Annotated in this window: 19 protein-coding genes; 2 read left to right on the plus strand and 17 right to left on the minus strand. The window is 39.3% G+C overall.

Going from position 1 to position 21780, the window contains the following annotated elements:
• Together dnaA and CGC57_RS00010 are read left to right on the plus strand one after the other, a co-directional pair.
• Window positions 1-1422 carry a chromosomal replication initiator protein DnaA gene (gene dnaA, locus CGC57_RS00005; RefSeq protein WP_002678805.1) on the plus strand — a complete coding sequence of 474 codons (1422 nt, stop codon included), beginning with the start codon at window positions 1-3 and terminating at the stop codon, window positions 1420-1422.
• Window positions 1422-2594, plus strand: a complete 1173-nt coding sequence (locus CGC57_RS00010) for an alanine dehydrogenase (RefSeq protein WP_095897468.1) — start codon at window positions 1422-1424, stop codon at window positions 2592-2594. Before dnaA ends, CGC57_RS00010 begins: the two co-directional genes overlap by 1 nt.
• Before the next feature lie 61 nt (window positions 2595-2655).
• Here CGC57_RS00010 and recQ read toward each other — a convergent pair whose 3' ends face one another.
• The 17 genes from recQ to CGC57_RS00095 all read right to left on the minus strand — a co-directional run bounded on the left by recQ (window position 2656) and on the right by CGC57_RS00095 (window position 21766).
• Window positions 2656-4845, minus strand: a complete 2190-nt coding sequence (gene recQ / locus CGC57_RS00015) for a DNA helicase RecQ (protein ID WP_095897469.1) — start codon at window positions 4843-4845, stop codon at window positions 2656-2658.
• 397 nt (window positions 4846-5242) lie between these two features.
• A complete protein-coding gene (locus CGC57_RS00020) occupies window positions 5243-5896 on the minus strand; it encodes an SGNH/GDSL hydrolase family protein (protein ID WP_095897470.1) in 654 nt (217 codons plus the stop codon).
• Window positions 5897-6411: 515 nt separating this feature from the next.
• Entirely contained in the window at window positions 6412-7032 is a 621-nt protein-coding gene (gene recR / locus CGC57_RS00025) for a recombination mediator RecR (protein WP_095897471.1), read from the minus strand.
• A 15-nt stretch (window positions 7033-7047) separates the two neighbouring features.
• Window positions 7048-7515, minus strand: coding sequence for a low molecular weight protein-tyrosine-phosphatase (locus CGC57_RS00030; protein ID WP_095897472.1), 468 nt, complete (start codon window positions 7513-7515; stop codon window positions 7048-7050).
• A gap of 111 nt (window positions 7516-7626) precedes the next feature.
• Window positions 7627-8214: a nicotinate (nicotinamide) nucleotide adenylyltransferase gene (gene nadD, locus CGC57_RS00035; RefSeq protein ID WP_095897473.1), complete on the minus strand. Its 588-nt coding sequence runs from the start codon at window positions 8212-8214 to the stop codon at window positions 7627-7629.
• Window positions 8211-8777: a guanylate kinase gene (gmk, locus tag CGC57_RS00040; RefSeq protein ID WP_095897474.1), complete on the minus strand. Its 567-nt coding sequence runs from the start codon at window positions 8775-8777 to the stop codon at window positions 8211-8213. The genes nadD and gmk overlap by 4 nt, the downstream gene beginning before the upstream one ends.
• Window positions 8778-8805: 28 nt before the next feature.
• Window positions 8806-9660 carry a YicC/YloC family endoribonuclease gene (locus CGC57_RS00045; RefSeq protein WP_095897475.1) on the minus strand — a complete coding sequence of 285 codons (855 nt, stop codon included), beginning with the start codon at window positions 9658-9660 and terminating at the stop codon, window positions 8806-8808.
• Window positions 9661-9665: 5 nt separating this feature from the next.
• Entirely contained in the window at window positions 9666-10619 is a 954-nt protein-coding gene (locus tag CGC57_RS00050) for a transketolase family protein (protein WP_095897476.1), read from the minus strand.
• Between the two features lie 71 nt (window positions 10620-10690).
• A complete protein-coding gene (gene rimM, locus CGC57_RS00055) occupies window positions 10691-11221 on the minus strand; it encodes a ribosome maturation factor RimM (RefSeq protein ID WP_002678153.1) in 531 nt (176 codons plus the stop codon).
• Window positions 11222-11230: 9 nt separating this feature from the next.
• Entirely contained in the window at window positions 11231-11764 is a 534-nt protein-coding gene (locus CGC57_RS00060; protein ID WP_002678283.1) for a 30S ribosomal protein S16, read from the minus strand.
• 97 nt (window positions 11765-11861) lie between these two features.
• Complete coding sequence (locus CGC57_RS00065; RefSeq protein ID WP_095897477.1) at window positions 11862-14378, minus strand: TonB-dependent receptor domain-containing protein; 2517 nt, start codon at window positions 14376-14378, stop codon at window positions 11862-11864.
• 75 nt (window positions 14379-14453) lie between these two features.
• Window positions 14454-16625 carry an endonuclease MutS2 gene (locus CGC57_RS00070; RefSeq protein WP_095897478.1) on the minus strand — a complete coding sequence of 724 codons (2172 nt, stop codon included), beginning with the start codon at window positions 16623-16625 and terminating at the stop codon, window positions 14454-14456.
• Window positions 16626-17222: a lipoprotein signal peptidase gene (locus tag CGC57_RS00075; protein ID WP_009413660.1), complete on the minus strand. Its 597-nt coding sequence runs from the start codon at window positions 17220-17222 to the stop codon at window positions 16626-16628.
• 10 nt (window positions 17223-17232) lie between these two features.
• On the minus strand, window positions 17233-18255 hold the full coding sequence (gene hemE / locus CGC57_RS00080; protein ID WP_095897479.1) for a uroporphyrinogen decarboxylase: 1023 nt from the start codon (window positions 18253-18255) through the stop codon (window positions 17233-17235).
• Between the two features lie 185 nt (window positions 18256-18440).
• Window positions 18441-19190 (minus strand): triose-phosphate isomerase, encoded by a 750-nt coding sequence (gene tpiA, locus CGC57_RS00085; RefSeq protein WP_095897480.1) that lies wholly within the window; start codon window positions 19188-19190, stop codon window positions 18441-18443.
• A 31-nt stretch (window positions 19191-19221) separates the two neighbouring features.
• Window positions 19222-20313, minus strand: coding sequence for a redox-regulated ATPase YchF (gene ychF, locus CGC57_RS00090; RefSeq protein ID WP_095897481.1), 1092 nt, complete (start codon window positions 20311-20313; stop codon window positions 19222-19224).
• A gap of 61 nt (window positions 20314-20374) precedes the next feature.
• Window positions 20375-21766 carry an MATE family efflux transporter gene (locus tag CGC57_RS00095; protein WP_095897482.1) on the minus strand — a complete coding sequence of 464 codons (1392 nt, stop codon included), beginning with the start codon at window positions 21764-21766 and terminating at the stop codon, window positions 20375-20377.
• Window positions 21767-21780: the final 14 nt, after the last annotated feature.

Genomic DNA, 21780 nt, shown 5'->3' on the forward strand with positions numbered 1-21780 from the left:
ATGAAAGAAGCAGCTGAAAAAGTTTGGAGTAAGTGTCTTGAATTTATAAAAGACAACATCACTGAGCAACAATTTAATACTTGGTTTGTTCCTATTGTTCCTGTTGAATTAGAGGGGAATGCTTTGAAAATCAAAGTTCCAAGTAGATTCTTTTATGAATGGTTAGAAGAAAATTTTATTTCTCTTCTCAAATCAGCAATGACATTTACTTTGGGAGTAAACTCCCGCCTTGTGTATATTGTTGATAATCCACTTACTAAAGAACAACTTCCAAGTACGAATCGTCCAGAATTAGCAAAACAGACTTTGACTTTAGCTACTGAGACCAAAGACCCTGGACTTAAAAATCCTTTTGTAATACCTGGAATTCGTGAGATAACTGTTGATCCTCAACTCAATTTACATCAAAACTTTGATAATTTTGTAGAAGGTGCTTCTAATCGTTTGGCACGTTCTGCAGGTATGGCAGTAGCCAATAAACCTGGTGGAACGGCTTTTAATCCACTATTTATTTTTGGAGGGGTAGGCTTAGGAAAAACTCACTTAGCTCACGCTATAGGGGTGGATATTAAAGAAAAATACCCCAAGAAAAAAGTGCTTTATGTTTCTGCTGAAAAGTTTACTCAACAGTTTATCAGTGCTTCTACAGCTAAAGACAAGGATAAAAATACCCTTAACGACTTTATTCACTTCTATCAGCTCATCGATGTACTTATCGTAGATGATATTCAATTCCTTTCGGGGAAGGTGAAAACTCAAGATGCTTTCTTTCATATCTTCAATCACCTACACCAAAACGGCAAGCAGGTAATCCTCACTTCGGATAAAGCTCCTGTAGATTTATTTGATATAGAACAACGTCTCCTTTCTCGTTTTAAATGGGGGCTTTCGGCTGAATTACAAACTCCTGACTACGAAACACGTTACAAGATTTTAGAAAATAAATTCTATAATGATGGAGCCGAAATAGGAGAAGATATAATTGCTTATTTGGCTGAAAATATACGTACGAATGTACGTGAATTAGAAGGGGTGAGCAACTCATTGATTGCACAAGCAGCGTTTAATCGCAAAGAATATTCTATAGAACTTGCACAAAGCATTATTGATAAATCGGTGAAAAATAATAAAAACGATTTAACTATTGACCACATTCAGCAAATTATAGCCGATTACTTCAATTTAGATATCGAATCACTACATTCCAAGACCCGTAAACGCAATGTAGTACAAGCCCGACAATTGGCGATGTTTTTCTCGAAGAAATACACTAAAAACTCACTTTCTACCATTGGAAGCCAGATAGGGCAACGTGATCACGCCACGGTGCTACACGCTTGCAAAACAGTGGAAAACTTAATAGAAACCGATCGCGCTTTCAAGAAATATGTGAGTGATTTAGAAACTAAATTCTCAGACTGATGCAAACCATATCTCAACTATTACCACAAGAAGAACGCTTAGCGGTGAGCAATGAGCAACAATCGTTGAAAATAGGACTTCCTAAAGAACGCACTTTTCAAGAGAAACGAATTTGCTTAACACCAGATGAAGTAGCGGTATTAGTAACTAATGGTCACCAAATTCTCGTAGAGGCTGGGGCAGGTGAAGAAGCTTACTTTCCTGATGCTGATTACAGCGAGGCAGGTGCTGAAATTGTGTATGATACCGAAGTAGTTTTTGCTTGTCCAATGGTACTGAAAGTTGAGCCTCCTACTACTAAAGAACTCGCTTACTTCAACCCTCAAACTGTATTGCTTTCAGCTTTACAACCCAATACACAAGATATAGCCTACTTTGAGATGCTTACGCAAAAGCAAATTACTGCTTTAGCTTTTGAATATATCAAAGATGAGGCTGAAAATTATCCTATACAACAATCGGTGGATGAGCTTACGGGTATAGCTGCTGTGCTAACTGCTTCAGAACTCATCACAGAAGAAAATCGACTTCTATTTGGAAATATTACAGGAGTACCTCCTATAGAGGTGGTACTTTTGGGAGCTAATAACATCACAGAAGCTGCTGCTAAAGCTGCCTTAGGATTAGGTGCTAATGTAAAGATATTTGCTTCCTCCCTTACCGATTTAAGGAAACTACGCACACATTTACCTTCCTCAGTATATACCGCAACCTTACAACCTCAATTACTTCGAGAATCCTTGAAGCGTTGTAATGTACTTATAGGAGCTATGACGGGAACTCATCGCTCACCTATAGTTGTTACAGAAGATATGGTACAACAGATGCCACGAGGCGCTGTGATTGTAGATACAAGTATAGGCAATGGAGGTTGTGTAGAAACTAGCGGACTTACAACTTTAGAACAACTCACCTTTACTAAATACGAAGTTGTACATTGTGGGGTACCTAATCTTTCTTCACGTTATGCCTGTACAGCTTCAACGTCGTTAAGTAATATTTTATTACCATACCTACTAAAAATAGGGGAGGAGGGAGGAGTAGAAAACTTTTTACAAATAGATAAAGGTTTTAGAAACGGACTTTATTCTTACCACGGAATTCTTACTCATAGTACTGTTTCAGAATGGTTTGGGTTACCTTGTAAACCACTGCATTTATTGTTTTTATAGATATTAAAAAAGAGAATTAAGCATTATACTTAATTCTCTTTTTAATTTATGTACACATCTGTTAATTTGCTACTTCACTGATAAACTTCAAACGATAGATTCTGAGCTCATCGTCTTCGTAATCGCCAGCAAATTCTTTAGAAGCTAAAGATATTTTATCACTTTCAGCTTCCATAAAGTATTCGTGAAGCTCTTCTTGTTGTTCTTCATCAAAGATTTCATTTACCCAATAATCAATATTTAGCTTAGTTCCGCTATATACTATCTGTTCCATTTCTTTGAGGAACTCATCCATTTCTAATCCTTTAGCTTGGGCAATATCGGGTAAAGGCAATTTGCGGTCTATGTTCTGAATAATAAACAACTTCAAAGCAGAGTTAGAACCTGTAGTTTTTACAATAAGGTCTTCAGCGCGCACAATGTCGTTTTCTTCAACATAACGACCAATGAGCTTTATAAACTCTGCTCCAAACTTCTTAGCTTTACCTTCCCCTATACCGTGTACATTGGTAAGTTCTTGAATGGTTATAGGATATTTGAGAGCCATATCTTCGAGTGAAGGGTCTTGGAATACCACAAACGGAGGCACCCCTTTCTGTTTGGCTACCTTTTTGCGCAAATCTTTTAACATATCAAGAAGTACAGGGTCTGCAGCTACTGCATTAGCACTATTGATATCTTCAGGTTCTTCTTCATAACTATGGTCTTCAGTCATCATAAATGAAGGCACTTCTTTTAAGAATTCCTTTCCTTTATCGGTGATAAACATTACTCCGTAAGTTTCTATATCCTTGCGTATGAGTCCGTTTACCATTACCTGACGAAGGAGAGCCATCCAATAAGCATCATCTTTATCTTTACCAATACCAAAGAAGTCTTGTTCATCAATACGATGTGCTTTGATAAGGGCACTCACTTTACCGATAAGTGTATTTACAATTTCTTTAGCTTTGAACTTTTGTTTGGTAGCAATAATCACGTTGAGCAATTTTACTACATCATCTTTGGCTTCCTTCTTCTCTTTAGGAAAACGCACATTGTCGTCCATATTAGCACCTTCGCCATTTACCTCGTCAAACTCTTCGCCAAAGTAATGCAAGATAAATTTACGGCGAGAACTAGAGGTTTCGGCGTAAGCTACAATATCCTGCAAGAGCGCTTGTCCTATTTCCTGCTCGGCTATAGGTTTGCCTATCATAAACTTTTCCAGTTTCTCTACATCTTTATAAGAGTAGAAAGCCAAGCAATGCCCTTCACCACCATCACGACCAGCACGTCCTGTTTCTTGATAGTAACTTTCAATACTTTTTGGGATATCGTGGTGGATTACAAAGCGTACATCGGGTTTATCGATACCCATACCAAAGGCGATGGTTGCTACCACCACATCTACCTCTTCCATCAAGAACATATCTTGGTGTTTGGCGCGTGTTTTGGCATCTAATCCCGCGTGGTAAGGTACCGCCGAAATACCATTTACTTGTAAGGTTTGTGCAAGGTCTTCTACCTTTTTACGGCTGAGACAGTATATAATTCCTGATTTTTTGCTGTTCTGTTTTACAAAACGGATGATATCGGCATCTACGTTTTTGGTTTTAGGGCGTACTTCATAATAGAGATTAGGGCGGTTGAATGATGATTTAAATACATTAGCTTCGAGCATTCCCAAGTTTTTGAGAATATCCTCTTGCACTTTAGGGGTAGCTGTAGCTGTAAGCGCGACGATAGGGATATTGCTGCCCAGACGCTCAATAATGGTTTTGATATTGCGGTACTCAGGGCGGAAATCGTGTCCCCATTCAGAGATGCAATGCGCCTCGTCTACAGCGACAAAGGAGATAGGAACGGTTTTGAGAAAGTTAGCATATTCCTCTTTGATGAGGGACTCGGGGGCGACATATAGCAATTTGGTTTTGCCAGCGCTGATATCCTCCATTACCTCACGGATTTCGTTTTTGGTAAGAGAAGAGTTGAGTACGTGGGCAATACTATCGGTAGATGAAATACCACGCATCGCGTCTACTTGATTTTTCATCAAGGCGATAAGGGGGGAAATCACAATAGCAGTTCCCTCCAGAACTAAGGCAGGCAATTGGTAGCACAATGATTTACCACCACCTGTGGGCATAATTACAAAGGTATTTTCTTTGTTGATCACGCTGGTAATAATTTCTTCTTGATGCCCTTTGAACGCTTCAAACCCAAAGTAGTGTTTCAGGGCATTGTGTAAATCATTTTTTGTCATTTTCATATTAAATATTCTCCTGTTTTAGTGTTGAGTTTCTTTGTTATCAAAATATATTTTACAAATATACGACATTTTTCCAAACCACAAAAATTTTTTAGCAAAAAGTGTTGCTGATTTACTCGTTTTTATTTAGCCTCCGACTCATTTATTCGGCAATTGCCAACAACCTCGAAAGAGTGCGATCCGGACAGGAAGGTAGTTTGAGGGTATATAGTTTAAATCTCTCACGAATTTACACAAAATAGGGGCTACATAAAATATTTTGTTATGACAAGGCTGACGGGCAGGTGAAAACAATGGGAGGTGTGAGAGGTGCAAGCTGAACAGTATAGTCTAAAATTCTTAGGGAGCTTACCTTAAATGTAATTGTAAATCGGTGTTTTGTTATATTGAACTGAAGTTAAAGATATGGTTTTATAATTTCGCTCCACAATAAATATCCCTCGCCTAACAAGTGTAATCCGTCATTAGTATAGTTCTTATTCATTTTGTCGGTTCCCTCTTCAAGGAAATATGAATATAAATCAATATAATTCACTTTATACTCTTTGGCTATATTTTGATACTGTTGGTTGATTTCTTTAATGAGTTGGGGTTTCTGATGATCTTTAAACATTCCGAAATCTGGATTTACAGGTAGAATGCTTTGAATATAAATCTTCGTTTTAGGTGATTCGTTTTGTATTTTCTCAACAATTCGCTTCATATTTAAGATGATAGTTTCGACCTGTATCCCACGAGAAATATCGTTAATACCGATGAAGATAAATATTTTAGCAGGTTTTCCTTTTACAATGGGGGCTAATCGGTCGTAGACACCTTCGGAAGTGTCGCCACTAATGCCTCTGTTCTTTACACGTTTTTGTGGAAAGAGTTCAGACCACTCAGCTCCATTGGTAATACTATTGCCAATGAAAACAATGTCTTTAGGGGTGATAGCCAATTTACTGAACAAACTAGCTCGTTGAACATAAAAAGTTGAATACTTTTGAGTTTGAGCTTCGCTAAGTTGAGCAAATAATATTGCTAAAAAAGCAATTAAAATACGTTTCATATTCCTTTTAATATTAAATAACGTGAGTTCGATGTAAGTAATTATTTAACAATCAGCAAAATATTTTGAATCTCCCACGAATTTCACGAATTTTCACGAATTTGGGAAAGTATAAAACTCTTTACTTTATATAATCTCACAAATTTTCACCTGGCGGTGAATTATTTTGTGAATATATTGTGTTATATTGCTCTAAATCATTTTTCTGTTATATCGAACTGACGTTAAATAAGTGCTGCAAATATATTATAAAAAAGTTGGAAAACCTAATAAAATTAGTTTTTTTGAGAGAGTTTTAGAGAGGATAAGTTTGATAGTAGGATGAGGTAGGACGACTCAGACAAGTAGGACAGGGCAGAGTAATGGGAAGTGCGAGTTCCGAGCAGGTAGTGGGAGAGGCAGACAGGGCAGACAAGGCGAAGTAAAGGGGGGCAAGAAAATAGGTCAGACGAGGCGGAGTAAAGGTGAGGTAGGAGCTGCACGTGATAATGGGGTGAGGAACTTGGGGGTAAGGATTATACTGCTTTGATAGCTTTTTCAAAAGGGATGCGATGGGCAATGCTGCGACCTAAGGTTACTTCATCGGTGTATTCGAGTTCGCTGCCTACAGCTATGCCTCGTGCAATGGTGGAGATGGTGATGTGATAGGGCTCTACTTGTTTGTAGATGTAGAAGTTGGTTGTATCTCCTTCCATAGTGTTGCTGAGGGCGAGAATGAGTTCGGTTACTTTGCCTGCCTTTACTTTTTCTATCAGTGAGGCGATGTGCAGATTGGAGGGGGCAATACCATCGATGGGGGATATTTTGCCTCCTAAGACGTGATACTGTCCTCTGAATTGCCCTGTGTTCTCTATTGCCATTACATCACGAAAATCCTCTACAACACAAATAATGCCTGTATCACGAGCGGGATTGGCACATATTTCACAAAGGTCGACATCGGAGATGTTGTGGCAGTTTTTGCAATACTGTATATGGGTTCGTAACGCTACAATAGCTTGTGCTAACTGTAAGGCTTGTTCCTCGGGCTGTTTGAGCAAATGTAAAGCCAAACGCAAAGCAGTGCGCTTGCCTATAGAGGGCAATTGTGCTATTTCGTATACGGCGTTTTCTAAGAGTTTAGATGAGAAGTCCATTTTAGGAGGTAGTAGTTAGGGGTTAGGAGATAGTTTGTGAGCAACTTTTGTGCAAGCCTCATCAATGAGCTGATAGACGTTTTCAAAATCAGCTTCTGTACCATAATAAGGGTCGGGGATTTCACATTGTGCCATTCCTCCTAAAGCATCGGCTAAAAAATGTACTTTAGCACGTTCTTTTTCGTTCTTAGCAAGGCGGATCACGTTTTGGTAGTTACTTTTGTCCATTACGAAGATATAATCGAAGTGAGAGAAATCTTTTGCAGAAAATTGTCGTCCTCTAAGCATAGAGATATCTACTCCGTGTTGTTTACCAGAAGCAATAGAACGATCATCAGGGGCATCACCAACGTGATAATTAGCAGTACCAGCTGAATCTACTTCAAAGTTATCGGAAGGGAGCTTGCTTCTCATCACGCCTTCGGCTAAAGGAGAACGGCAAATATTGCCTAAGCAAACCATTAGTATTTTCGTTTTTTTCATATATTAAAAGAGATAAGACTTACGCCTGATATTATTGGTTTTAACTTAGCCAAAGTGTGAAACTTTGGCTAAGTGTGTGACGCAAAAATGTTAATTGTTACTTGTCAATTGTTAATTGAAATAGAGTCCTAATTTATCAATGTATTGCCATACTTTTTCAGGGAGGAGTGGACGTATATTGCGTCCAACTTTGATTTCTTCACGAATAAAGGTGGCTGAGAGTTCGATGATAGGGGCATTTATACGAGTGATTTGTGGGTGATTGATTAAGGATTGGGGGATATCTCCCTCTGAAATACGAGGATAGACATAAATAGGGTAATTTGCTAAAATATGCTTGTAGTTCTTCCATTTGTGAAAGCTCTTTAGGTTGTCTTCTCCCATAATCAAGGCAAAGTTAGCTTGAGGATATTTTTCTTCCAAATAGGTTAAAGTATTGACTGTATAATTAGGTTGAGGCAACTGAAATTCGATGTTTGAAGCTCTTAACTTGGGATATTCATCTATTGCTAAATTTACCATTTCTAACCGTAAGTGATTGTCTAACAACGATTGTTTTTCTTTAAATGGGTTTTGAGGTGTTACTACAAACCACAATTCGTTCATAGCACTGTGTTCTACTAAATGGTTAGCAATGATGAGGTGTCCTATATGGATAGGGTTGAACGATCCAAAGAATAAGCCTATTTGTTTTTTCATCGATTGATAAATTCGGTTACTACGTTCTCAGCCTCTTGTAAGGCTTTTTGCAACTCATTGTTTTTGATAATCACATCAAATTGATGAGCAGTAGCCATTTCTTGTTCGGCTTTGTTAAGGCGCATTTGAATTTTCTCATCAGTTTCGGTTTTACGATTGCGCAATCGTTCTTCTAAGGCAGAAAGGCTAGGAGGTTCTACAAAAATTGCCAAGGTTTGGTCAGGGTATTTTTTTTTCAAGCGGAGACCTCCAGCAACATCAAGGTCAAATACTACATTTTTACCATTTGCCCAAAGGCGTTCTACTTCTGATTTTAGAGTGCCATAGTAACAACCAGCATACACCTCTTCCCATTCCATAAATTCATCGCGCTGAATACGATTTTTGAACTCATCGGATGATAGGAAGTAGTATTCCTTGCCGTGTTGTTCTTCGCCACGGGGTGCACGAGAGGTAGCTGAAATAGAAAAGGCTAAGTTGAGTTTTTCAATTGATAATAGGTGCCTTACTATAGTAGTTTTACCACTCCCTGAGGGAGCTGAAAAAATAATTAGTTTGTTCATTTTTAGGTGTCAGGTGATAGGTGTCAGGTTACAGGACGTTTAATACTTGTTCTTTAATTTTTTCGAGTTCATCTTTCATTTGCACTACTAACTGTTGCATAGGGGCAAAGTTAGCTTTAGAACCTAAGGTATTTACCTCTCTTCCAATTTCTTGTGCAATAAAGCTCAGTTTACGTCCGTTAGAATCTTCGCTTTGGAGGGTTTCGAGAAAATAGTCTAAGTGTTTTTTGAGTCGGATTTTTTCTTCGGTAATATCCAATTTTTCTAAATAGAAAATAAGTTCTTGCTCAAAGCGATTGGCATCTACATTTTGGATATCCGCAACTGCTTTTTCAAGGCGTTCGCGTATCAAAGCTAAGCGTTCTTCATCAAGACCTTGTACTTCTTGTAATAGGCGGTTGATATTGTTAATACGCAAAATAAAATCCTTTTCTAACACTTTACCTTCCTGAGAACGAAAGTTTTGCAAATCGGCAATAGCGAGGTTGATATGTTGGAAAATATTAGCAAGTTCTTCTTCAGAAATACTTTCGGAAGTGGTTTGCAAGGCATCGGGCATACGCACTGCCATTTTAAGCAACTCGGTAAGGTCGCCATCCACAATCGCACGCATTTGTTCGATGTACGATTTTACGATGTTAGGATTGATTTTAGAAGGTGTTTGAGTACCTGTATTTTCTACGAAGATGTTAAAATCCACTTTTCCACGCACTAATTGTTCTGCAATAAGTTTGCGGAAATCGAGTTCTTTTTCCCGATATACCTGAGGAATACGCGTGTTGATATCAATACTCTTACTATTTAAAGATTTGATTTCTATACTGATATGTTTATCGGAAAGAGATAACACGCTCTTTCCGAATCCTGTCATTGATTGTATCATACTATTTATTTTCTTTTCAGTACTTTTTCAACTGCTTTTAAAATACCCTCTTTGTCCAATCCATATTTTTGCATAAGCTGAGCAGGCGTACCGCTTTCACCAAAGGTATCGTTTACAGCAACAAACTCTTGTGGGGTAGGGCAGTGCTGTGTAAGTACACGAGCTACACTTTCACCTAAACCACCATAGTAGTTGTGTTCTTCGCAAGTAACAATTGCTTTGGTTTTCTTTACAGATTTGAGGATTAGTTCGTTGTCTAAAGGTTTGATAGTATGTATATTGATAACTTCGGCAGAGATACCTTGTTGTTCTAAAACTTCACAAGTTAAAAGAGCTTCCCAAACCAAATGACCTGTAGCAACAATGGTAACATCAGAGCCTTCGTTTAGTAATATACCTTTGCCAATCTCAAAAGTTTGATCTTCGGGGGTAAAGTTAGCCACAGTAGGGCGACCGAAGCGGAGGTATACAGGACCTACATAATCGGCAATAGCAAGGGTTGCCGCTTTAGTTTGATTGTAGTCACAAGGATTGATTACAACCATATTAGGTAACATTTTCATTAGTCCGATGTCCTCTAATATTTGGTGAGTAGCACCATCTTCTCCTAAGGTAAGTCCGGCGTGAGAGGCGCATATTTTTACATTTTTATTAGAATAGGCAATTGATTGGCGTATTTGGTCATAAACGCGACCTGTAGAAAATGCAGCAAAAGTGCCTGTAAAAGGAATTTTACCACCGATAGTAAGACCAGCAGCAATTCCCATCATATTAGCTTCGGCAATACCTATTTGGAAGAAACGCGTAGGGTTTTCTTCTATGAATTTTTCCATTTTTAGAGAGCCAATCAAGTCGGCACAAAGGGCTACAACATTAGGGTTCTTTCGTCCTAATTCGGCAAGACCTGCACCGAAGCCACTTCGGGTATCTTTTTTTCCTGTATCGATATATTTTTTCATTGGAAAAATGAGTGTTAATGTTATTGAGCGACAAAGGTAATGCTTTTTATTAATTTCTCCTAATAAAAAGTTTAATTTACGTATAAATCGATAAGACCGTCGGGGGTTTTTACGATGATTTTTTGGTTAGGGCGATCTACTTTTTCAATAAACTCATCGTTCATAGGGATAAGGATTTCTTTGCCTTCTTCATTTTCTATTTCGAATAAGGGTTGGAAAGTAGTATCGTTGATACTCACAATTTTACCTACTTTTCCATAGTTTATATCCTCAACCTCAAATCCTATTACTTCGTGGTAATAGAACTTATTACCCGAAAGTTTAGGAAGAGCCGCTAAGGGCAAGTAGATTTTGTGTTTTAGCAAAGCATCGGCATCGGCTTCACTATTAACTTCTTCAAATTTTACACGGAGTAAATCGGATTTGTGCAAAGAGCTTTTTTCAACAAAAAAAGGAACCAGATTATTGCCTAAAGCAATAAAAACTGATTCCAATTCTTCGTACATTTCGGGGTCGTCAGAATCTAATTTGATGAGCACTTCCCCTTTAAAGCTAAACTTTGACACAATTGTTCCTACATAAAAACAATCTTTAATGGTCATATTATGAGTCTATGCTTCAGTTTCGTTGTTTTCTTCGGCAGGAGCTTCAGCTTCAGCTTGTTCAGCGGTAGCTTCGGCAGCAGCCTCAGCAGCTTTAGCAGCAGCGTCGTTTTTACGTTTTTCGTTAGCTTCTTTTTCAGCACTTAACGCTTTAGCTTTAGCATCTGCTTTTTCTTTAGCTAATTTTTGTTCTTTAGAAGATACTTTGTTAGCTTTTTCGTCTAACCAAGCTTTGAATTTAGCTTCAGCTTGTTCTTCGGTAAGGGCACCTTTGGCAACACCGCCTAACAAGTGATATTTAAGCAATACACCTTTGTAAGAAAGGATACGGCGAGCTGTATCACTTGGTTGAGCACCGTTTTTCAACCATTTTACTGCTGCATCTACATCAATTTCGATTTGAGCAGGGTTAGAAACTGGGTTGTAAGTACCTAATTTTTCAAGGAATTTACCATCTCTTTTTGCACGTGAGTTGGCGGCTACAATCCAATAGAAAGGTTTGCCTTTTTTACCGTGACGTTGTAATCTGATTTTTACTGGCATAAAAAAATTTAATTAGTGAGGTTCACGACCTCGGTTATTAATTCGGGCGCAAAGATACAATCTTTTTTGATATGTACAAAACTAAATTGTAAGATTTTTACCAAGTGTAAGTTATACCACCTACAAAGTTGCGTCCGACACCAGGGATAAAGTTTGTTTTATCGACAATGGTGGGGGTAGGTCGCAAGACTCTGTTGCCTACTTTTGCAGGAGGAGGAGTTACTTGGTCTTGAATTAAATAGCTGGATGCATAAACTGTATCGGCTAAATTATTACCTTGGAAGAAGAACGTCCAGTTTCCTTTTTTAAATCCTATTTTAGCGCCTAACAGTTGATAGGCATCTTGGTAATAAGTATTTTTATGGTCGGTAGGGGTATCTTCAGGGAGTGCTTCAACGTTGAACTCGGCAAAGAATCCAGAAGGGTGTTTGTAGTCTAAAGTACCATAGATGTAATGTTTAGGGATACCTGCTATTTGGTTGCCTTTTAGAGCGCCTCCATCAAAGAAGAAATCGCTGTAATTGTAGTTTACAAAAAGAGTAAAGGCATCGCCTTTGCTTGAAAATACACGTTTAGCAAAGGTAGATTGCAATGACGCCTCAACTCCTCGGTGGACAGAGGTATAAGGAGCGTTTACAGTAATACCATTGATGCCAATTTCGCCATCGGTGAGGGTAAAAATCTCATCTTTTACCCAAGAGTGATAGGCACTTACATTCCACACGAAGACATCATTAATATTTCCTTTAGTTCCAATTTCGGCAGTTTGTGCTTTTTGAGCTTTCAATTCAAAGGCTGCAATATTTTTAGCACTGGAATTGGCATTGCTACTATTAGGGAAAATTACTTGTGTACCACTCATTGCAGCACCTCCTGTTAAGCGAATGATTTCAAGGAAGGTAGGGGGTTCATAACTAAAGCTATAATTACCATATACTTGGGCATTATCGCTAAACTTATAAATCACACCTGCTTTGGGATTGACAGCGTTGTACGTATACTCATTATCAAGTTTTTTTACAGGAGAAGGGCTTTGGACACGGCGCAAATTTTGACCAGCAAAGAAGGATATGGGTCGGCTACTATCCTCAAATTTATCTTCTAACTTTCGGGTGTCGTAACTACCTTGTACGGCTACATTCACAAGGAATTTATCGGTGATTTTGTACACATCGGAAATGTAGGCTACGGCGTGGTTTGACAAGAGGTCTTGTTTGGCAAATAATGCACCGAAACTTCCTTTTTCGTTGATGTTTCGCAATTGATGCATTTTACCTTGGCTGAGTTGTACCCCTATTGATAAATCGTTTTCACGAGTATTATAATCATAAGTAAGGCGCAAACCATAATCGTTGTTGTAATCGTGACGTATATTGGTGGCTATGGGATATACAAAGGCATCATCAGCATATTGGTAATACAAAGTGGCAGTGAGCAAACTATGGTTGTTAAATTTATAAGCCGACTTACTACCAAAACGTGCGATTTTGCTTGATCTATTAGGTTTATCGCGTTGTACATTAGGTCCGAAAGCATAAGGAACGGTGAGTTTAGGGGCTCCGTTTATTTGTTTGCTATCACTTTCGTATTGTTGTTTGGTAAGAGGACCTGGAATATCGAAATATAAATCGGTAAATGAGGCATATAGGCGAGTTTCAAACTTATTGGTAAACTGTCTGCCAATATTTAGCAATGCGTTGAAGCGTTTGGAGGAGTTGTAAGTGCGGTATCCATCGCTTTTGCTATACGAGGTAGAAATAAAACCATCGTTTTTGCCAGAAGAAAATCCTGAAGAAAGACTACTGTTGAAGTAATTGAAGCTCCCCGCTTCCATTTTTACACTAAGAGGAGAGGCATTATAGCCATTTTTGGTCACGAAGTTCATAGCACCTCCTAAGGTAGCTCCGCCATATTCCATAGCATTAGCTCCACGATATACTTCTACTAAATTGGATGCTTGAGGTTCTAAAACACCTATAATATACGATCCATCAGCGAAATTAATGGGAATACCATCTTGATATAGAGCAACTCCACGTGATTGTGGATTGCTTTGTATTCCTGAACCTCTGATATTGAGGCGAGGCTGGTCGTTACCACCGAAAAACTCTTGAATAACTACCCCTGGTTGACGCACAAGAGCATCTTTGAGGGTTTGAGAACGCTTTTCGGACAAATCCTTTAAGTTGGCTATATTGGTACCTCCAGGAACTTTATCTAATTTTTTTCGCGATAAACTCTCGGAGTTAGCAATTAAGCTGGGGTTATCACTCACTACAACTTCTTCCAAAGCAATAGCCTCCTTTGGGAGTGTGAAATCTACGTAAGTGACGCGGTTTTCGTTGTTTTGGAGCGTAACAACAACCATTTGTTTTTCAAATCCCTCTTTGATAATTTCCAAGGTTATCTCTTTACTGCTGGGTATAAAGTTGAGGGTATACAGCCCATTAGCATCGGTTTGAGTGGCAATACTAGGGTTGTTTTGCAGTTGGATAATTACCCCAGCTACAGGAAATTTAGTTTCATCGGAAATTGTTCCTTTGATTTTGTGATGTTGCCCAAAAAGCAGTGGGCTCATCACGAGCATTACAAATAATATGATGTGTTTGAACATAAAATATAGTTATTAATTTAGAATGATGCAAAATTAGCAATTATATTTTATGTAGCAAATAAAATTTCGATAAAATTATCTTATTTTTTGTACGAGCTCCAATTCGTCCAAAGAAACAGAGGTAGTAAACGCCCCGTAATTTACTATGGCTTTGCCTTTTTCAATCTTATCGATACTTCCCACGCTCCGGCTGTCTTTAATGCGCACACGGTCGCCTACTGAAAGGGCGCGTTGTAGCTTTTCTTTTTCGGCGCGTTCTTGGGCAATGCGCTCTTTCTTCTCTTCTTTGCGTTGCTGTCGGATAGCCTCCATTTGCTTATGAACTTCTTGGGTAGTAGTTTTTTTCTCCTCTTTTTGCTTAGTGCGTTCCTCTTTGCTCATTTGTTTGCGCTTGGCGTTTTCCATTTCAATGAGTTTGAGAAATTCGGATACCAAAGGGCGACGCTTACCATCGTAGAAATAACGTTCGGCTATCTGATCTACCTTACTACCTAAGGTAATCATACGTTGGCTTTGGTCATAGAGCTCTTGATAATTTATGAGCTTGCTTTTTACTTTATCATTAAGTTCCTCCAAACGTTTGGCTTCTTCGCGAGCTTTGGTTTCCTCATCTTTCAGGGTTTCGGCAGTTTTTTCCATTTTGGAGCGTTCTTTCTGCAATTTGGCGATAGTGGCATCAAAACGCACTTTTCCTTTCTCTATTTTTTTCTTAGCCCGATTGATGAGGCTAAACGGAATGCCGTTTTTCTGCGCCACTTCAAAAGTGAAAGAACTTCCCGCTTCGCCTATTATCAGCTTATAGATGGGCTCTAAGGTTTTATCGTTGAAAAGCATATTGGCATTGCTGGCGTTAGGCAATTCATCTGCCAGCATTTTTAAATTGGTGTAATGGGTGGTAATCACCCCAAAAGCCTTTCGGTGGTAAAACTCTTCTAAAAATATTTCAGCCAAAGCACCTCCTAATTCAGGGTCGCTACCTGTCCCGAACTCATCTATCAAAAACAAGGTGCGGTGGTTGCACTTTTTGAGGAAGTAATTCATATTTTTGAGTCGGTAGCTGTATGTGCTAAGGTGGTTTTCAATAGATTGGTTATCGCCGATATCGGTAAGAATGCGTTCAAACAAACACATTTTAGAACGATGATGCACCGGAACGAGCATTCCACTTTGTAACATTAATTGCAATAAGCCAATGGTTTTAAGTGTAATACTCTTTCCGCCCGCATTAGGTCCCGAGATGACGATAATACGATTTTCATCATTCAGTTCTATGGTTTGAGGGAAGGTAGTAACACCTTTTTTGGCATTGCTCAGGTACAGCAAAGGGTGATATGCTTCACGGAGGAATAGTTCGCGCTCCTGAGTGATTTCTGGCAAAAGTGCGTTCATTTGGTGAGCGTACTTGGCTTTGGCGCAAATAATATCAACGGCTGTGATGTATCGCTGATAGTCTTTTAGCAGGTCGGCAAACTGACTGATGAAGGCGGTAAGTTCTCTTAATATACGCTGGATTTCCTCTTTTTCGTCATAAAGCAGATTGGAGAGTTCGCGAGAGTAGATTTCGGTTTGTCGCGGTTCTATATACACTATGCTACCCGTTTTTGAGCTCCCCCATACGGTGCCTTGTACTTTTCGGCGGTACATCGCTTTCACTGCCAGCACGCGGCGGTTTTCTACTACGGTCTCGCGGATATCATCGAGATAGTCGGCAGTGTTATACTCGGCGAGAGCACGGTTGAAACTTTCGTTGAGTTTTCCTTTCAAGGCGCTCAGCTCGCGACGTATATTGCCAAGCGTAGGAGAGGCTTCGTTTTTTATCTCGCCGTACTTGTCCAACACTTTATCGATAGCGTTCAGCAGTTCGGTAGTATACTCGATACTATCAGCCGTTTCGAAAAGGGTAGGGTATAGCGTTTTGAACTTCTTAAAGAAAAGAATTTGAGTGTTTACAACCTCGCTGATACGATGAATCTTCCTAATGCTCGAAACTTCTAACAAGGCGTTTTCAATAGATAGAAGTTTAATTTCGGAAGTGATAGATTCGCAATAGTGTGAAGGGATTGTGTTGTTATTATCAAAAGACGATAGGTATTCATTGGTTTGATTCAGTGCCAATAACAGGCTCTCCTGATTGTCGAAAGGCTTGATACGTAAGGCGTATTTCTTGCCGAGTTCAGTAAGGCAAAGGTCAGACAAATGAGAGAGTACAATGGGGAACTCTAAGTCTTCAAGTGTTTTTGTATTCATTTAGTTTTTAGGAAATATCTTTTTGTGATATAAAATCATCAGCCCCACTGCTATACATATTGCAGAGTCAGCCACATTGAATACGGGCTCGAAGAAACGAAAGCGTTCGCCTCCCCAAAAGGGTACCCAGCTGGGAAGTGTAGTATCGATAATAGGGAAGTAGAACATATCCACCACTTTGCCGTGCAAGAGGGTTCCGTAAGGATTTTCGGCAAATAGGGTAGCAATGTTACCATAACTATGGTCGAAAATTATGCCGTAAAACACCGAATCGATGATATTGCCCAGTGCTCCTGCCAATATTAAAGAAATGCAAATGATAAGTATCTTAGGTTGTTGCTTTCTCACTGCCGATACCAGCCAATAGCCGATACCTATTACCGCTACAATGCGGAAGAGGGTAAGAATGAGTTTGCCGTATTCGCCGGGGATTTTAGTACCCCAAGCTGCACCTTCGTTTTCTACAAAGTAGATTTGAAACCAACTGAAAACGGTTACGGCTTCGTTGAGGATAAAGTGTGTTTTGATGTATATTTTGCTCCATTGGTCAATGATAAGTACCAACAGAATAATAAGGAATGCGTGTTTTAATTTCATAAGTTTTTTCTTAACGATATTCTTTTACAGCTTCTACAAAGGCGATAGCGTTTTCAACGGGGACATTAGGCAGGATGCCGTGTCCTAAGTTGGCGATGTAGTGGTCTTTACCAAAAGCATCGATCATTTCTTTTACTTTTTTCTTAATTTGAGTAGGAGAAGCAAGCAATTGTGAAGGGTCGAAGTTGCCTTGTAATACCTTTTTGCCACGAGTGAGTTCACGTGCTATTTCGGGGGCACAAGTCCAATCTACTCCTAAGGCAGCAGCTTTGGAAGTAGCCATTTCGGGGAGGGCATACCAACAACCCTTAGCAAAAACTATCACTTTGGTAAGAGGTGCTAAAGCCTCTACTATTTGATTGAGGTATTGCCAAGAGAAAGTGCGATAGTCGTCAGGAGATAAAACGCCTCCCCAGCTATCGAACAATTGTACTGCATCTACGCCAGCTTTTACTTTTTCTTTGAGGTAGAGAATGGTAGTATCAGTAATTTTTTGCAATAGTTGATGAGCTAACTCAGGTTGAGTGAAGCAAAATTCTTTAGCAGTAGCATAGTCGCGTGAGCCAGCCCCTTCTACAGCATAGCAGAGTATCGTCCAAGGAGAGCCAGCAAATCCAATAAGAGGCACACGGTTGTTGAGCATTTGTTTGGTGAGTTTGATAGCATCCATCACATACCCTAAACGCTCTTCGATGTTAGGAATTGTTACTTGCGCTACATCCTTAGCCGTACGAATAGGGTTAGGCAACCAAGGACCTACTCCTTTTTTCATTTCGAAAGGCATATTCATCGCTTGGGGTACTACCAATATATCTGAAAAGAGAATAGCGGCATCTACACCTACTATATCGACAGGTTGTACAGTAATTTCGGCTGCTAACTCTGGGGTTTGGCAACGAGTAAAGAAGTCGTATTTGTCGCGTAGGGCTCTAAATTCAGGAAGGTATCTGCCTGCTTGACGCATCATCCACACGGGAGGACGCTTAGTAGTTTCGCCATTGAGTACTCTAAGGAATAAGTCGTTTTGTAACATTTTTGAATTTAAAAAAAATAAACTTTGAGGCTGTCCAAAAAGTTCTATTTATAAGGGCGTTTGCAAAACGCCCCTACAGGACATACCCGAAAAAAGTAATTGATTATTAGAATAATCAACTTTGCCAAAGGTGCGAGCCGCATGGGCAGGAAACTTTGGCAAAGTTTGTGTATTAAGAATGAAAATTAAATACTTTTGATGATAGTAACGAAATCGTCGGCTTTGAGGGCAGCACCTCCGATGAGACCACCATCAACGTCTTCTTTAGCGAAGATTTCTTTAGCATTATCAGGTTTTACGCTACCACCATACAAGATAGATACCTTATCGGCTACTTCTTTACCGTGTTTATCGGCAATAGTTTTACGGATAAAGTGGTGGATTTCTTGTGCTTGATCAGGAGTAGCTGTTTCGCCTGTACCAATTGCCCATACGGGCTCATAAGCCAATACGATGTGTTTCCAAGCCTCAGCAGACAAGTGGAACAAACCATTTTTGATTTGGCTGCCTACTACATCGAAATGTTTATTAGCTTTGCGTTCTGCTAATTCTTCACCGATACAGAACACTACACGCATATTGTGTTTAAGGGCTGTATCTACTTTTTTAGCCAAACTTTCGTCCGTTTCGTTGAAGTAAGCACGGCGTTCAGAGTGACCTAAAATAGTGGTTTTTACGCCGATACTATTCAACATTTCAGCTGAAATCTCACCTGTATAAGCACCATTTTCAGCAAAGTGCATATTTTGGGCAATCACTTCGATTTTGCTACCTTTAGCAGCTTCTACTGCTGGAATAAGGTTTACAAAGGTAGGGGCAATCATTACCTCAGCATCCGTTTGAGGTACTTTTTTCAATAGGTCGGAAATGAGAGCTAACGATTTGTTGAGGTCGTTATTCATTTTCCAGTTACCTGCTACAATTTTTTTTCTCATATAATGAAACTTTAATAATTAGCAATTTTGGTTATACGTTGAAGCGGAAATGCATAATATCACCGTCTTTTACAATATATTCTTTACCTTCAACACGCATTTTTCCTGCTTCTTTTACTTTAGCTTCACTTCCATAGGTGATAAAATCATCATAAGCGATTACTTCGGCACGGATGAATCCTTTTTCGAAATCAGTATGGATAACACCAGCTGCTTGAGGAGCTGTATCTCCTTTGTGGATTGTCCAAGCACGTACTTCTTTTACTCCTGCGGTGAAGTAAGTTTGCAAGTTTAGTAAATGATAAGCTGCACGAATCAATTTAGAAGCACCAGGCTCGTCTAATCCTATGTCTTCCAAGAACATTTGACGTTCTTCATAGCTTTCTAATTCAGTAATATCGGCTTCGGTAGCTACTGCTAAAACAATTATTTCGGCTTCTTCGTTTTTTACAGCTTCTCTTACACGGTCTACATAAGCATTCCCGTTTTTAGCTGACTTTTCATCGACGTTACACACATATAACACAGGTTTGGTAGTGAGCAATTGGAAGCTGTCTAACAATTCTTTTTCATCATCGGCTACTTGTACAGCGCGGGCAGAAACACCTGTGAGCAAGGCTTCTTTTACACGATTGAGCAATTCCATTTCCTTAGCTGCTTTTTTATCGCCAGCTTTGGCAGCACGGGTTACTTTTTCGAGGCGTTTTTCGACAGTTTCGAGGTCTTTTAGTTGTAGTTCTATATCAATAGTTTCTTTATCGCGGATGGGGTCTACACTACCATCTACGTGTACGATATTATCGTTTTCAAAGCAGCGCAATACGTGGATAATGGCATTACACTCACGTATGTTGCCTAAAAATTGGTTGCCTAAGCCTTCGCCTTTACTCGCTCCTTTTACGAGACCTGCAATATCAACAATTTCTACAGTTGCAGGTAATACACGTTCAGGTTTTACAAGAGTTTCGAGTTTTTCTAAACGGGGATCGGGTACATTTACTACCCCTAAATTAGGTTCTATAGTGCAAAACGGGAAGTTGGCACTTTGAGCTTTAGCATTTGATAAACAATTAAATAGAGTAGACTTTCCCACGTTGGGCAGTCCAACAATTCCTGCTTTCATATTCGTTTTTTAAATTAAAGAGCGTGCAAAGGTAATAATAATTTGTCAATTAGGCAATTTGTTAATTGGGTAATTTATGACGGTTGGTAATGAGTCGCAAGCTGATATGGTTGAACCTATACAAGAGGCATATAGCAGCAGCAGTGAGTCCTGTGAGTAATCCTATCCAAATACCCATAGTACCTAAAGAAGTGTGAAGTCCTAAAAAACAAAGAATAGGGAAGGCAATGAGCCAATAGGCTATAAAGGTAATGACCATAGGAATTTTAGCATCTTGGACTCCACGCAATGCCCCGAGAGCTGTAACTTGTAATCCATCGGAGATTTGGAAAATAGCAGCTATCAGCAGTAGGTTTGCGGCTTCGCTTATTACAGCTGCATTGGTAGTTGCTTTTTCGATATTGTCCATTTCCAAATACAATGAGGGTAACCAATCGCGTAATAAGGCTAAGAGTCCTGCAAAAAAGACTTGGGTACACAACACTAATAAGAATACAGAAAAGGCAACCCGACGTAAATTGACATAGTTTTTAGCTCCTAACTGATTGCCAACACGTATCATAGCTGTGATACCTAACCCGTTAGCAACCATAAAAGTCATACTTGCTAGGTTGAGAGCTATTTGGTTAGCTGAGAGTTGGTTTTCACCCAATACACCGCTTATCCATATAGCAGCAGAGAAAATACCTGTTTCAAAAATCATTTGTAATCCTGTAGGAAGTCCAATGTTGCTTATCTTTCTTATCATTGATTCAGTTATGTTTTTGAAACTGATATGGGTAACGTATTCTTTAGTTTTAGGTAAATACTTGAGCATATAATAGAGCATTATAGGCATTGCTATACGCGAAATGAGCGTTCCTACTCCAGCACCTAATACGCCTAATTTTGGGCAACCCCAATTGCCATAGATGAAGAGATAATTACCAAATATATTGATAAGGTTTGCCAATAGGGTAACATACATTGCATATTTAGTCATTGAGAGACCATCGGCAAATTGTTTGAAAGTGTTGAATACGCCTAAAGGTATCAATGAAAAGGCAACCAAATGAGTGTAGGGAACTGCTAAAGCGATTACATTTTCACTTTGTCCTGTGATTCTCATCACCGGTTCGACAAAGAACATCAGCAAGAAAAGTACCGTGCTGAGTATGATATTGAGCAGCATACTGTGGTTGAGGATGGATTGCACGGTTTGTTTATCGCCAGCTTCATCGTTCATTGCTACCAAGGAAGTAGTAGCTACTGAGAAGCCTATAGCGAAGGACATAGCGATAAAAATAGCGGTATTTCCCAAAGCAGCAGCACCGAGCTCGGTAATACCTACTTTGCCTACCATTACGTTATCGACAAAGCCTACAAAGGTGTGCCCCAACATTCCTAAAATGACAGGGTAAGCAATCTTGAAGTTGTATTTAAATTCTTTTGTGTAGTTTGATAAGTTAGGCATAAGGAGGCAGGGAT

The organism is Capnocytophaga sputigena (assembly GCF_002302495.1).
Taxonomy (GTDB): Bacteria; Bacteroidota; Bacteroidia; order Flavobacteriales; family Flavobacteriaceae; genus Capnocytophaga; species Capnocytophaga sputigena.